General features: G+C 66.2%; 12 protein-coding genes and 1 tRNA gene. 1 reads left to right on the top strand and 12 read right to left on the bottom strand.

Annotation, left to right across the window (positions count from 1 at the left end; translation table 11 throughout):
* Positions 1-27 precede the first annotated feature (27 nt).
* Complete coding sequence (locus tag IP65_RS04990) at positions 28-795, top strand: class I SAM-dependent methyltransferase (protein WP_054131031.1); 768 nt, start codon at positions 28-30, stop codon at positions 793-795.
* Here IP65_RS04990 and IP65_RS04985 read toward each other — a convergent pair whose 3' ends face one another.
* The 12 genes from IP65_RS04985 to IP65_RS04930 all read right to left on the bottom strand — a co-directional run bounded on the left by IP65_RS04985 (position 796) and on the right by IP65_RS04930 (position 12,969).
* The gene (locus IP65_RS04985) at positions 796-1,380 is read right to left on the bottom strand and encodes a DUF805 domain-containing protein (protein WP_054131030.1); all 585 of its coding nucleotides are present in this window, start codon (positions 1,378-1,380) and stop codon (positions 796-798) included.
* Between the two features lie 41 nt (positions 1,381-1,421).
* On the bottom strand, positions 1,422-2,741 hold the full coding sequence (locus IP65_RS04980) for a M28 family peptidase (protein WP_054131029.1): 1,320 nt from the start codon (positions 2,739-2,741) through the stop codon (positions 1,422-1,424).
* A 185-nt stretch (positions 2,742-2,926) separates the two neighbouring features.
* Positions 2,927-4,474 (bottom strand): proline--tRNA ligase, encoded by a 1,548-nt coding sequence (gene proS, locus IP65_RS04975; protein WP_054131028.1) that lies wholly within the window; start codon positions 4,472-4,474, stop codon positions 2,927-2,929.
* Between the two features lie 72 nt (positions 4,475-4,546).
* Positions 4,547-5,110 carry a polyhydroxyalkanoate synthesis repressor PhaR gene (phaR, locus tag IP65_RS04970; RefSeq protein WP_054131027.1) on the bottom strand — a complete coding sequence of 188 codons (564 nt, stop codon included), beginning with the start codon at positions 5,108-5,110 and terminating at the stop codon, positions 4,547-4,549.
* Between the two features lie 72 nt (positions 5,111-5,182).
* Positions 5,183-6,259, bottom strand: a complete 1,077-nt coding sequence (locus IP65_RS04965; RefSeq protein ID WP_028657482.1) for an alanine racemase — start codon at positions 6,257-6,259, stop codon at positions 5,183-5,185.
* Positions 6,260-6,291: 32 nt separating this feature from the next.
* On the bottom strand, positions 6,292-7,899 hold the full coding sequence (locus tag IP65_RS04960) for an MFS transporter (RefSeq protein WP_022674917.1): 1,608 nt from the start codon (positions 7,897-7,899) through the stop codon (positions 6,292-6,294).
* A 41-nt stretch (positions 7,900-7,940) separates the two neighbouring features.
* On the bottom strand, positions 7,941-8,372 hold the full coding sequence (locus tag IP65_RS04955; protein WP_022674916.1) for a Fe-S cluster protein: 432 nt from the start codon (positions 8,370-8,372) through the stop codon (positions 7,941-7,943).
* Between the two features lies 1 nt (position 8,373).
* Complete coding sequence (locus IP65_RS04950) at positions 8,374-8,985, bottom strand: CvpA family protein (RefSeq protein WP_022674915.1); 612 nt, start codon at positions 8,983-8,985, stop codon at positions 8,374-8,376.
* A 10-nt stretch (positions 8,986-8,995) separates the two neighbouring features.
* A complete protein-coding gene (radA, locus tag IP65_RS04945; protein ID WP_022674914.1) occupies positions 8,996-10,363 on the bottom strand; it encodes a DNA repair protein RadA in 1,368 nt (455 codons plus the stop codon).
* A gap of 58 nt (positions 10,364-10,421) precedes the next feature.
* Positions 10,422-10,934, bottom strand: coding sequence for a hypothetical protein (locus IP65_RS04940; protein ID WP_022674913.1), 513 nt, complete (start codon positions 10,932-10,934; stop codon positions 10,422-10,424).
* A gap of 117 nt (positions 10,935-11,051) precedes the next feature.
* A complete protein-coding gene (locus IP65_RS04935; RefSeq protein ID WP_082349785.1) occupies positions 11,052-12,842 on the bottom strand; it encodes a chloride channel protein in 1,791 nt (596 codons plus the stop codon).
* Between the two features lie 43 nt (positions 12,843-12,885).
* Positions 12,886-12,969 (bottom strand) — tRNA-Leu (locus tag IP65_RS04930).

Below are 12,969 nucleotides of genomic sequence, written 5' to 3'. Positions count from 1 at the left end.
CCACACCCCGCCGGGAAAGGATAGACCATGACTCAGCCCGACCACGACAGCCACGCCGACGCCCAATTCGGCAGCCGCGCCGCCGCCTATGTTTCCAGCGCCGTTCACGCCCAGGGTGCCGATCTGGCGCGCATGGCGCAGGCGCTGGCCGAACGCCGCCCCGCCCGGTTGATCGACCTGGGCACGGGCGGTGGCCACGTGGCCTATGCCGCCGCGCCCCATTGCGCCGAGGTCATCGCCACCGATCTTTCGCCGCGCATGCTGGACGCTGTCGAAGCCGAAAGCGCGCGCCGTGGCCTGGCCAACATCGTCACCTGCGTGAGCGCCGCCGAAACCCTGCCCTTTGCCGATGGCCATGCCGATGCGATCAGCAGCCGCTTTTCGGCGCACCACTGGAACAGCCTGGCCCGTGGGCTGGCGCAGGCACGGCGGGTGTGCCAGCCTGGCGGCTTGGCGCTGTTTGCCGATGTGGTGGCGCCGGTCCAGGCGCTGTGCGACACGCACCTGCAGGTGATGGAACTGCTGCGCGATGCGTCACACGTTCGCGATTACAGCGCCGCCGAATGGGTGGCGGCGCTGGGCCAGGCCGGCTTTGCCGTGACCGCGATCCAGCCGGGGCGCCTGCGCATGGACTTTGCCGAATGGACGGCGCGGATGGGCACGCCCGCCGCCCATGCAGCGATGATCCGCCAGGTTCAGCAACAGGCCCCGCGCGAGGTGCAGGATCACTTTGCGATCGAGGCGGATGGCAGCTTTACCATCGACACCCTTTTGATCGAGGCGGTAGCTGCCTGATCAGGCGTCCAGATCCACCGGCTCCGGCCCGTGGCGATTGGTGCCGGGGGTGGACGGCCGCGCCGCCACCGCCACCAGCAAGGCAAGGGCCAGCCAGCCGATCGCGGCAATGCTCCAGTTGGTGGCATGCAGCGCCGCGCCGGGGTGGCCAGGGCCCTGTTGTTGCATGACCGCCATGGTGTGCGCCACTTCGCGCGGGGCGGCCGCCAGCGAAATGAGATAGGGCACGCCCGGCAACAGCGCGAACCAACCGGACAGCCCGCTATCGTGCAGGCGCCGCACCAGGCTGGACAGCAGCATGGCTGCGGTAATCAGGCTTATCACGATGCCCAAGATCATGATCTGCGGCAGCGCGGCGGTGATATTGGCCTGCACGGCCGTGGCCGTGGCGGCAGGATCGGTGCTGTTGCGCGCGGCAGTGAAGGCCGTGTTCATCGTGCTGGCCATCAAGGGCACCGTTGCCACGGTGCTGACCGCCCAGCGCAACAGCAGCAGGAACACCGCATAGAGCCAGAACTGCTTGCGGCCATCGCGGCCGGTAAGCGTGACGAGATTGCGCAAGCCGTGCTTGATGGCGTGAAGCATGAAATTTCCCCTGTGGCCTGGTGGCCACGCAATCGTGTGGTTTAGTGCTGGGCCTGCTGTGGACCGAAACCGCCGCCCGGCACGGCCGAGGCCACCGGGCTCATGCTGCCATCGGCCGCAATTGCGCTGACGCCAAAGAACCAGTCATCGCCGCGCACGCCGGGCAGCGTGACATGGGTATCGCTGGTGGTCAGCACCGGCTTGGCCGGCCAGCCCGGTGCGTCGGTGGCGCGCTGCCACACGGCATAGCGCACCACGCCGGGCACCGGCTGCCAGGCAATATCGGTAAAGGTCTGCACCGCCGCCTTGACCGTGGCGACCGGCGGCATCGGTGCGCGGGCCAGCGCAGCAAGGCCGGCAACGTTGAGGCGGGTTACCTTGGCAAGATAGGCAAAATCCATGGCATCGACCGTGTCGCCATAGGGGCGCCCCTGCTCGGTGCGCAGATCCTGGTGTTGGCGATCATAGTTTTCGACCGCGACCGAAAAGCGCACGGCGGGATAGCCCAGCGCCTCGAACGGCAGGTGATCGCCGCCCCGGCCCATGCGGTCGGCGCGCCAGACCTGGCGCACGGCAAGGCCGGTCTTGGCCGGATTGGTCAGGCCCGCCAGCCAGCGCGAAAGATTGCGCGAGGGGCTGTCGTTCTCGCCCCCGATCGCGCGCTGCGCACGGCCGAGCGCGGCATCGCCATCGCCACGCGGCCCTTCGGAAAAGACGCGCACATGGGTATCGTCCACCAGCCCGTCAGACCCGCGCGAATTGCCGACGATATCGTTGTTGAACATGGCCTTCACCGTCCACCCCTGCGCCTTGGCGTAATCGGCCAGCAGCTTGCCGCCATAGAGCCCCTGCTCTTCGCCACTGAGCACGGCATAGACGATGGTGGTGGGAAACTTGCGCGCCGAAAGCACGCGCGCGGCCTCCAGCACCAGAGCCGTGCCCGAGCCATCATCGTTGGCGCCGGGGGCATCGGCGGTGACATTCATCACGTCGCTCACGCGGCTGTCGATATGGCCGGCGACGATGACCACCTCGTTGGGTCGCTCCGTGCCGCGCTGGATGGCCACGACATCAACGATCTTGGTGGGCGTGGGCACGCGTTCGCCGGTCACCGTGGTTTCGGGGGTGACGATGGTGAGGCACTGCCCGCAGGCCGCACTGCTCGCCGCGAACTGCGCCTTGGCCCAGGCCCGCGCCGCGCCGATACCCCGCTTGGGATCGGTGGGAGAGGACATGGTGTGCCGCGTGCCGAAGCCGACCAGGGTTTCGACATCGGCCTTGAGGCGCTGTGGCGAAACCTCTTGCGCATGAAGTGGCAGGGCCAGCGCGAGGAGCGGAAGAGCAACGAGAGCGCGGGTCATGTTGCGTAAGGTAAACGAAATTTTGCGGGGCGTAAGGGGGAACATGGGACATGCCCTCCCCCAACCCCCTCCCGCAAGCGGGAGGGGGCTATTCGTCGGGCGCCCCTCCGCTTGCGGGAGAGTTTTTCCTTTGCTCCCCTCCCGCTTGCGGGAGGGGTCGGGGGAGGGAATGTTTTACAAAGCGCTCAATAAGCCCGGGCGATATAGATCGTTTCCACCGCCGGCTCTCCCGTGAACGGGCAGGTGCCGGTGGGTGCGGGACCATCCAGAGGGCTATTGCGGATGGTAAGCTTCAAAGCCTTGAGCTGCTCCACCACCTTGTCGAGCGCGGCGCCGGTCGGGCGCGACCAGCCCAGTTCCACCCAGCCGGGGAACTTGCGGTCTTCGGCAAAGTAGGCGGCCAGGCCATCGAGATCGGTCACGCCGCGCTCGATCTGCGCATCGCGACGCGCCTCTGCCTGGGCAAACAGCGCAGCCTGGATCGATTCCAGTTCAGCCACGGCGCTAGCGACGAAATCGTCCTTGGCCTGGCCGACGAAATTGACCTTGCCATCCTCGCGCCACAGGCGATCGCGGCGTACCGCCGAAACCTGGCCGTTTTCCGCATCGCGCCCGCCGATTTCCAGGATCAGCGGCACGCCCTTCTTGACCCAGGCCCAACGCTTGGCCGTGGCCTTGCCGGGACGCTTGTCGAGCAGGACACGCACCTTTTCATCGAACACGCTAAGCGCCGCGAGCGCCTTGCGCAGGTCTTCGCAATAGGCGAGCAGCGCTTCATCGCCGTCGTTATCGCGCAGCATCGGCAGGATCACGATCTGGTGCGGCGCCACCTGCGGCGGCGTCTGCAAGCCATCATCATCGCCATGCGTCATGATCACGCCGCCGATCAGGCGGGTGGACACGCCCCACGACGTGGTGTGGCACAGCGCCTGCTGGCCTTCCTTGTCCTGATAGCGGATGCCCGCTGCCTGCGAGAAGGTGGTGCCGAGATAGTGCGAGGTGCCGGCCTGCAGCGCCTTGCCATCCTGCATCATCGCCTCGATCGAATAGGTCGCGACGGCACCGGGGAAGCGTTCGTTTTCAGGCTTGGGCCCGGCGATGACCGGCAGCGCCAGAACGTCTTGCGCAAAGCCGCGGTACATTTCGAGCGCGCGCAGGGTTTCTTCCATGGCGTCGGCCTCGTCCGCATGGGCGGTATGGCCTTCCTGCCAGAGGAATTCGCTGGTGCGCAGGAACATGCGGGTGCGCATTTCCCAGCGCACGACATTGGCCCACTGGTTGGTCAGCAGCGGCAGATCGCGCCACGATTGCACCCAGCGCGCCATGGCCGCGCCGATCACCGTTTCCGAGGTGGGGCGCACGACCAGCGGCTCTTCCAGCTTGGCTTCCGGATCGGGCATCAGCCCGCCCTTGGGATCGGCGATCAGGCGGTGATGCGTGACAACCGCCATTTCCTTGGCAAAGCCTTCCACGTGGTCGGCTTCCTTGGCGAAGTACGACAGCGGGATGAACAGCGGGAAATAGCAGTTTTCGACGCCCGCTTCCTTGATGCGTGCGTCCATCAGCTTCTGGATGCGTTCCCAGATGCCATAGCCCCATGGCTTGATCACCATGCAGCCGCGCACGCCGGATTCCTCGGCAAGCTCGGCCTCGGCGATGACCGCCTGGTACCACTGGGCAAAGTCTTCTTCGCGCTTGATCGGCAGCGCGTGCTTGATCTTGGGCTGGTTCATGCCCTGCCGGTTAGCCGGTGCGGCGGATCGGGGCAACGCCCCAATGCACGCGCACCGGCAAAAATCGGCGGCTTACTTGCCCAGTTGATCGAGCTTCTTCTGCATTTCGGCCATCTGCTTGCGCAGTTCCGAAAGTTCGCCCTCGCCACCGGCAGGAGCGCCGGCCGGCTTGTCATCCTCGCGCGGGGTGGCGCCGGGGACAAACGCAGCAGCGGCAGCCTTGAACATTTCCATGTTGCGCTGGGCAATCTGCGCCAGCGGGTTGGAACCGATCGAATCCTCGATCGCCTTGCGCAGCTTGTTCTGGTTCTCGCGGAAGTGTTCCATCGAGGCTTCCAGATAGCCCGGCAGCAGCGCCTGCATCGAATTGCCATACATCGCGATCAGCTGGCGCAGGAAGTTGGTCGGCAGCATCTGCTCGCCGGTGGCTTCCTCTTCCATGATGATCTGGGTGAGGATCGAATGGGTCAGGTCGGCGCCACTCTTGGCGTCGATCACTTTGAACTCGACATTTTCCTTCACCATCTGGGCGAGGTGATCGAGCGTGATGTAGCTGGACGTCCGCGTGTTGTAGAGACGGCGGTTGGCGTACTTCTTGATGATGACGGTATCGCCGTCCTTAGCCTGATTTGCCATTTTTATCGGACCCCCGCTGGGAATGTCGTACACGATTAGCAGATGCAGTATGTGCGGCGCAATATGAGTTAATCAAGGTGCAAGACATGCTTTGTCGCGCAAAAATCGGCGGCCCAGCAGGGTAAGCAGCTCATATTGGGACAACCCGCTGATTTTGGCGGCTTCTGGCAGATTATAAGCCACGTCGAGCCAGTCCCCTTCAACCAGCGCGGGCGCATCTGTTGCGTCCACTATGGTCATATCCATCGAAATCCGGCCAATCACTGGCAAGGTCTTGCCCTGCCACAAAAATTCGCCCCTGCCAGACCATGTGCGCAGATAGCCGTCGGCATATCCCAGCGCGACCACCGCGGCTGCAACAGGGCGATCGGCGGTAAACGTGGCATTATAGCCGACATGATCGCCCGGATGGAGCTGGCGCCGCTGGATCACGGCCGCCTGCGGCCGCGCCACTGGGGCGATCACGCCCGCCAGTTCGCTGCGCACAATGCCGCCATAGATTGCAATACCCGGCCGTGTGACATCGGCATGCCACGGGGCACCCAGCGCGATGCCGGCGCTGTTGGCCAGGCTGTAGCGCCGGGCCTTGATCTGCGTGCGCACGGCCTGGAAGCGCGCCAGTTGCTGCGCATTCTGCGCCACATCCTCGTCCGCGCTGGCCAGATGCGAAATGCAGCAGTCGATATCGAGCGCCGCCAAGCCGGGATCGCCCAGATCGGCCATCGGCAGGCCCAGGCGGTTGATCCCGGTATCGACCATCAGGTCGCAACGCCCGCCGCCCGCGGTCAGCCAGCGCTGCACCTGCGCCAGGGAGTTGAGCACCGGGGTAACGCCGGTGGCGCGGGCATAGGCGACGTCGGCCGCGTTCATCGGGCCATGCAACACATGGATCGACGCGGCGGGAACATGGGGCAGCAGATCGGGCACTTCGCACCAGTGCGCCACGAACCAGTCGCGGCACCCGGCCTGCGCCAGGACCGGCACCACCCGCGCCGCACCCAAGCCATAGGCATCGGCCTTGACCGCAGCGCCAGCGCTGGCCGCGCCGCTCAGGCGATCGAGCGCGCGCCAATTGCCGGCGAGGGCGGTGGCATCAAAGGCAAGCCGCAGCGCGGCAGGGGGCAACGGAACGGAAGAAAAAACAGACAACGTTCGATCAAATCCTGATGGATGAAAGCGTTTCAGACTGGCTCGTCCTGCGGCAGGCCGCCCTTGAGACCCCACAGCGACACCACCAGGGCCACCAGGACGACAACCCAGGTATACCACAGCCCGGCATAGGGATCGCCGGTCTTGGCGATGATGAGTGTGGAAAGAAACGGCAGGAAGCCGCCGAAATAGCCAGTGCCGATGTGATAGGGGATCGACAGCGAGGAGTAGCGGATGCGCGGTGGGAACATTTCGCACAGAGTCGCGGCAACCGGTCCATAGGTGGCGCCCGACAGCGCCATGAGGCCGAACAGCACCAGCACGACCAGGATCGCCCGGCCTGGCGTTGGAGTAATACGCGCCAGATCATAGCCGGCCTTGCCCAGCAGGCCTTCCAGCGCCTTGCCGCGCGCCTTCTTGTCGGCCCAGGGATAGGCTTCCAACGGCAGGCGCGCAGCGCCGGCGTGCAGCGAGAGCGTGGCAGCATGTTCGAGGCGATAGGGCACGCCGGTGGCGGTGAGATCCGACAGCAGCTTGCCGCACTGGCTAGCTTGATCGATGGCAAAGGCTTCGTAACGGCAATCGGGGCCGGCCACGACCACGGGCAGCTCACGCGCCTGGCGCGCGAGATGCGGATTGGCGAGGGCGCCGATACCCCAATAGAGCGGGAACAGCAGCACCAGCGTGGCGACATAGCCCCACACGATCGGCGCCTTGCGCCCCACGCGATCGGAAACGTGGCCAAAGAACAGGAACGAGCCGACGCCGAACAACGCGGCGATGCCGACGATGATCTCGGCCGCCGTGTCGTTCATCCGCATAGCGGTTTTCAGGAACGTCAGGCTGCTGAACATGGCGGTGTACCAGATCACCGTCAGCCCGGCGGCAATGCCGAACAGCGCGACGAGCAGCCGCTTGCGGTTGCCCGGTGCCGTCATGCATTCGATAAAGGGATTGCCGGCCAGCTCGTTTTCCGCCTTCATCGCCTGGAATACCGGGCTTTCCGAAAGCTTGAGCCGCATCCACAGCGAGATTGCCAGCAGCGCCAGGCTGAGGATGAACGGCACGCGCCAGCCCCACGCGGCCCACAGTTCCGGGCCGAATGCCGCCTTGCAGCTGAGCACCACGACCAGGCTGAGGATGAAGCCGCCGACCACGCCGGCCTGGATGAAGCTGGTGAAGAAACCACGCCGTTCGGGCGCGCAATGTTCGGCGACATAGACCGCCGCGCCGCCATATTCCCCGCCCAGGGCAAGGCCCTGCGCCACGCGCAGGAGGATGACCAAGGCCGGCGCGGTATAGCCGATGCTGGCAGCCGAAGGCACCAGGCCAACGCCGGCCGTGGCCACGCCCATCAGCGCCACAGTCGCCAGGAACGTATATTTGCGCCCCAGCCGATCACCCAGGAAGCCGAACAGCACAGCGCCCAGGGGCCGAAAGCCAAAGCCCACGGCAAAGACCAGCCAGAACAGCAGCAGTTCGAGCGTGGCATTGCCGGTGGGAAAGAACGCCTTGGACAGGATCGTGCCCAGCGTGCCGTAGATGAAGAAATCATACCATTCGAACACCGTGCCGGCGGAACTGGCGGCAATCACCAGCCGAATGTCTGCCGCGGTCGGTTCCGCGTGGGTGGTGTTCATGGTGTGCAATTTCCCCCGGGGCACAGTTATTGGGGAATGCCTTAGCCTGCCTTGGCCGGCTCCGCCAGCGCTGCCAGCGCTGCATCCCACGCCAGCACGATCGCGCCGTGGCGGCCGGGATAGTCGCGCGCGGTGCGCAGCAGGCCGATGCCCGGCCAATCCGGCTCTGCCCCCTCGCCCGCCAGCCATGCGGCCAGTTCGGCGCGCGCCTGCGTCAGGCTTTCGGCCGTGTGCCCAATGGCGGCGGCGGCAAAGACCTGGGCGGCGGCCTGCCCCACGGCGCAGGCATGGGGACGAAGGCCGATGCGGCTGATCTGGCCGGCGTCGTTACGGGCCAGGCCGATCTGCAGCGTGCTGCCGCAGGCGCGCGAACGCGCCTCGCCCACCAAAGGCAGGCTCTCGTCCCACGACCATTGCGCCAGCGACATGGCTGCGGCCAGCACCTCGGGCGTGTAGAGAAAGGTGGCGCTCATCTCAATTGTCGGCGCTGACCGCATGCTTGCGGTGATGCGCGGTTTTCTTGTGCGCGGCGGTGCTGGGCTTGGGCGTAGCATCGCCATCAGGCGCGTTGGGATCGTCGGCAGCCTGGGCCGCAGCATCACGCCGCTCGGCAATCATCGCCACCAGTTCCTCACTCGCGGCATTGAGGAAGGGATAGGTGCGCGCCGCGGTGATCCATTCCGGCCGGCCCTTGACGCCCCAGACGACGTCATAGGCAAAGACCAGCAGCGAAAAGCCCAGGACCATGAGAATGGCGCCTTTGACCGCGCCAAACCCGAAGCCGAGCAGCCGATCGATCGGCCCCAGCATCGAATCGCGGCTGGCCGCACCCATCTTGCGCGCGATCAGGCGCATCAGCCCCCAGGGCACGACCATCAACAGCGCATAGGCAAGAACGCCCGCGCCGGTTTCGGTCTTGAGGTGGGGTTTTAGTGCCTCGGTCAGCGGTTCAAGGCCATAATGCACCGCCACCAGGACGATGCACCATGCCGCAAGCGACAGCACCTCCTCCACGAAACCGCGAAAGAAACCGCCGATCGCGCCGACCGCGACGACCAGGAAGACAACATAATCGAAGCCGGTCATATCCCGGCGATTAAGCGCCGGTCATCACCCGGTCAACGAGATTTGGGAGCAGCCGGATCGGGGAATAGCGCAAACCCTCGACCTTTTCCGCCGCGCCATCGGGGCCGTTCAGCTGGGTAAAGCCCAGCTTAGCCGCCTCGCGCAGACGCACGCCGGAATGCGCCACGGGGCGCACTTCACCGGCGAGCGAGACCTCGCCAAACCAGGCGGTGCCAGCCGCCAGGGGCCGATCGGCCAGTGCCGAGACCAGCGCGGCGGCCACCGCAAGATCGGCCGCGGGATCGGTCAGGCGATAGCCGCCCGCCACGTTGAGATAGACTTCGGCCGAGGAAAAGCTGAGACCGCAGCGCGATTCGAGCACGGCGAGCAGCATCGCCAGCCGCCCCGAATCCCAGCCGACCACGGCGCGGCGCGGGGTGGCGCCGCTGGCAAGGCGCACGGTGAGCGCCTGGATTTCGACCAGGACCGGCCGCGTACCTTCCAGCGCCGGAAACACGGCGCTGCCCGGCACCGGCTCTTCCCGGCCCGACAGGAACAAAAGCGAGGGATTGCCCACTTCCTCCAGCCCTGCCCCGGCCATGGCGAAAACGCCAATTTCATCCACTGCGCCAAAGCGGTTCTTGATCGCGCGCAGGATGCGATACTGGTGGCTGCGCTCCCCTTCGAAGCTCATCACCACGTCGACCATATGTTCGAGCACGCGCGGGCCCGCGATCGAACCATCCTTGGTGACGTGGCCGACCAGTACAAGGGCCACGCCGTTTTCCTTGGCGTAGCGGATCAGCTCGAACGCGCAGCCGCGCACCTGGCTGACCGTGCCGGGCGCGCCCTCGATCTGGTCGGAATGCATGGTCTGGATCGAATCGATCACCAGCAGGGCCGGCGCTTCCATGCTGCCGAGCGTGGTGAGAATGTCGCGCACCGAGGTGGTGGAGGCGAGGCGGATCGGCGCCTTGCCCAGCCCCAGTCGATCGGCGCGCAGGCGGATCTGGTCCGACGCCTCTTCCCCACTGATATAAACGACCATGCCGCCGCTGTTGGCGATGCTGGCCGCCGTCTGCAGCAGCAGGGTGGACTTGCCGATCCCGGGATCGCCACCCATCAGGATGGCCGAGCCCGGCACCAGCCCGCCGCCCAGGGCGCGATCGAATTCAGCCAGGCCCGTCTTGCGCCGCTGCGGCAGGGCAACCGGGCTATCGAGCGAGACGAACTGCACCGCGCGGCCGCCGCTCGACAGGTCATGCTTGGCGGAAAACACCGTCTGCGGCGCTTCTTCCACCAGGGTGTTCCATTCGGCGCAATCGGGGCACTGCCCCTGCCAGCGCGGAGAGACACTGCCACAGGCCTGGCAGATATAACGACGTTTGGGCTTGGCCATGAGCCCGCGCTAACGCGAACAGAGCAAGAACGCAAGCGCCGGATCCGCCATTGCGGCATCAATGAGCGGCGCGCATCGCCCGGGCTGAGAGCAGCACGCCCAGCCCGCGACCAACCAAAAGCCCGGACAGCGCGCCCCGCACGACCGTTTCCACCAGGCGCAGCGCGGGCTGATGCGCCGTGACGGGATCGACCGCATCGAACACCGCCATGCCATAGCGCAGGGCAAAGATGACGAGGATCAGCGCAAAGATCAGCCAGCTCCCGCGCAGATGCAGCCGAACCGGCGGCCCCGGCTCGGCCCGCAACAGCAGGTGATGCCCCAGCGGCCGGCCGACCAGCCCGCCCAGCAGCAACGCGGCCACCCACACGGCCACTTCCAGCGCCGTGGCATGCGCCGCAACCAATCCGACCACGCCGAGGACAACGATCAAGCCCGGCAACACCAATGGCCCGGCCAGGCCGGTCGTGCGCGGACGGGTAGCCTGCCATGCCCGCAACAGCACGAGGCCAAGGACGAACCAGACATAGACCGGGGTATGCGAAGCGATCGCCACTGCGCTTTGCAACATACTCGTGCATCTCCATTTTTCGGACGCGACAGGATGAGCCGTGGGCTATATCCCTGCCCGCGCGCCAGGCGATCGGAAATCTGCCAACGACATAGGCGAAGGGAAAAGCAGCCGCGCCTATTCGCTGAACGTCGAGCGCTGTGCGGCTTCCACTTCTTCGAGATAGCGGCGGCGGGCGTGGCGTTCGGTGATCACCCCCTGCACGACGCCCACGCCATCGACCACAGCGATTTCATCGGCGGCATATTCGTCGAACAGGGCCAGGACCGCCTTGATGTCTGATGCCGGGCCAAGCGTGACGCCGGTCAAGCCGGCCAGGGCGTGGAGCCGCATGTCGGGCGCGAGATCGGGGCGATAGGCCGCTGCCGTGGCCATGATCCCGCGATAGTGCCCCTCATCGTCGACCAGAACCGCCTTGCTGGCCGAGCCGAGCGGCATGCGCGTGCGGAATTCCTCGATCGTCAGGTCTTCGGGCATCGACACCCAGTCGCGGCGCATGATCCGGCCGGCCGACAGGTTGAGCATCCAGCCGATATCGCGCGGGCCGCGAATGTTGCTGCCGCGCACATGCAGGCGCCAGGTGGAGAACGAATAGCCGAACACTTCGCGGGTCAGCGTGCCCGAGACCAGCGAGGCGGTAAGGACCACGCCCATCAATGCGAAATCGTGTGTGATTTCCAGCATGAGCATGGCGAGCGTCATCGGCCCACCGACAATCGACACGCTCAGCGCCGCCATGCCGACCAGCGCCGCGTCGGTGGGATCGAGCGAGAGGCCGGGAAAGAGCTGCCCCGCGATGATCGAAAAGGCCTGGCCCACCACCGAACCGAGAAACAGCGAGGCGAAGAACAGCCCGCCGCGAAAGCCGCTGGACAGCGCGACGACACAGGCGGCAATCTTGGCCAAGAGCACCAGGCCGAGGAAATCCAGCCCAGGCCGCAGTGCCAGGTTGAGATGCAGCGCGCCGTGTCCGGCCGAAAGCGATTGCGGCGTCAGCAGGGCGAGCGGCACTAGCAGGAAGCCGCCCAGGATCGGCCGCCAGCGCGCCAGCCACTTAAACCGCGCCAGCGTCAGTTCGGCCGCCGTGACCAGGCGCATGACGATGATGCCGACCACCGCTGCCGCCAGCCCCAGCACGCCATAGGCCAAGTAATGCTCGAACGTGAGGCTGCGGCCCACGGCCGTGGTAGCGATCAGCCAGGGTTCGCTGCCCATCAGGCGCGACATGCCAGCCGCGGCCAGCGCCGCCGCCATGACCGGCGCCACCGCGCCGGGCACGAACGAACCAATCACGATCTCGAACGCATAGAACGCGCCGGCGAGCGGCGCATTGAACGCCGCGCCTACCGCCGCGCCGGCCCCGGCACCCACCAGCGTGCGCAGATCGTTGCGGCGCAGCTTCATCGCCTGGCCCAGCACCGATGCCATGCCACCGCCCATCTGGGCATAGGCCGCCTCGAGCCCGACCGAAGCGCCGACGCCGTTGGAAATCACCGTCTGCCCGGCAATGATCAGGTTGTCGGCGGGCGGAATGCGCCCGCCATGCAGGGCATTGGCTTCGACCACGTCGATCAGCGGGCGATTGCGACGGCGCAGCCAGCGCGCCCATAGCGCGAGGACGAGGCCGCCGAGCGGCAGAGCGAGCAGTCGCCAGGGATGGCGGATTTCCGCCAGCGCGCTCAGCCGGTTGCCCTCCAGGCCATAGAACACCTGCTGCATGGCATGGGCGATGAAACTGAGCAGGTTGGTCGAAAGGCCGGCCAATGCCCCGGCGATCGCCGCCAGGACGATGAAGGCGGCTTCCCGCTCGCGCAGCAGACGGCGCAGGCGCACGACCAGCTTGATCAGCGTGTTGGACAATGTGTGGGAAATGCTGCGCCGGGGCGAGGAAGAGCCGGAATGGGGCATCGGTCAACCCGCGATCGAGAGCCGGAACAGCATGGCCGGAAAATGGTGCCCCTGGCCCGACTCGAACGGGCACGTCTTTCGACAACCGATTTTGAGTCGGTCGCGTCTACCATTCCACCACAGGGGC

It is taken from the genome of Novosphingobium sp. AAP1, from assembly GCF_001295765.1.
Classification (GTDB): Bacteria; Pseudomonadota; Alphaproteobacteria; order Sphingomonadales; family Sphingomonadaceae; genus Novosphingobium; species Novosphingobium capsulatum.
Note: the sequence above shows the minus strand (reverse complement) of the source record. Positions and strands in the feature narration are given on the sequence as shown.